Annotated in this window: 1 protein-coding gene; it reads right to left on the minus strand. The window is 42.9% G+C overall.

Going from position 1 to position 1,252, the window contains the following annotated elements:
* Positions 1-1,177: IS4 family transposase (locus tag ABD852_RS23005; RefSeq protein WP_345033173.1), on the minus strand; the 1,177-nt coding region annotated here is incomplete at its 3' end.
* Positions 1,178-1,252 lie beyond the last annotated feature (75 nt).

A 1,252-nucleotide genomic window follows, 5' to 3' on the forward strand; every position in this document is an offset into this window, starting at 1 on the left:
CGAATCGGATTAAAATAGCAGTAATCATATTCCGGAGCTCCATAGCGATGCGTCTTTTAGCGGTCTTATACCCTATATTGTTGGCTTTTTTGTATATGAGCAGTAACATTGCCGCGATCATTGTCATATAGATCATGACCTGGATCCCGTTTTTATTAAGGGAGACCAGATGGCTTAGATTTAGTTCTTGCTTGATAAACCTGAAGAAGACTTCGATATCCCAGCGTTTGCGGTAATAATCAGCAATTTCTTTGGCAGAAAGTTGAAACTCATTGGTCAGGAACCAGAATTCTTTCCCGGTTTTCTGGTTTTTGATGACCACCAACCTGAAATCAGTTTCCACCAGTTCTTGCCGGTAATGCCTATTCCCACGTTTGTTCTGAATAGGTTTTCCGGTATAAAGGTTCACTTTACAGTCTTTAACCACTTGCCAGTCATCCCACCTTTTAACACTGTTTGGAAACACCTGCAGTTCTTCGAACTTTCGATCCTCTTTGCTGCGCAGAATAAACTTGATTGACCTGCGATCAAATTCATTCATCGCCCGTGTGGACTGCAGGCCTCTGTCGATAACATAGATGTTGTTCTCCCCTTGCTCTTTCATTACGTGCTTCAGGACAGCCTGGGGAAGGGCCTCATCTTCGGAAGCATATTTCTGGCTGTTAAAAATCTCCGCTCCACAGGGCAGCATCCCGTCAAATGAGAAGCTGAATTTCACCAGCTTTTTCCCGTTCTTCTGGTCAATGCCCTCCTTTAGCCTGGATGAAGCCTGCGAAACAATAGTACTGTCGGTGCGGATCAGGTTGTACTTTTCAACCTCCTTTTTATCGTAAAACTCCGAAAACCGATCATACATCTGTTCGTAGATTTCTTTGAAATAGTTCGGGTCGATCTTGGAAAGCCTCTCGGAGATGGAACTCCTTCGGATCTTTTCATCTTCGCCCAGGCCGAACAGAGCCCTGAACCCGCTGTCATTGAAAGTATCTTCAAGTGTCCTCTGACTCAGTCTTTCATTGTCGAAGATACAGAAGAGAAGCAGATAGAACATCTTTCTGCCATGGAGAACCTTGCTGTAATAATCGACTTTTGTGCTCGCCGAAAGATGGCTTAAAAGGGCTTCCGGAATAAACTCCAAAATCTGGTTAAGGGGAACTTTGTGGTCTTTAAATACTGACATATAGGGCTGATTATCAGTAATTAAAGATACTAATAAAACATCAGAAAAACAAATAAAACACTGATAACCAGACAA

Origin of the sequence: Ravibacter arvi (genome assembly GCF_039540405.1) — a bacterium.
Taxonomy (GTDB): Bacteria; Bacteroidota; Bacteroidia; order Cytophagales; family Spirosomataceae; genus Ravibacter; species Ravibacter arvi.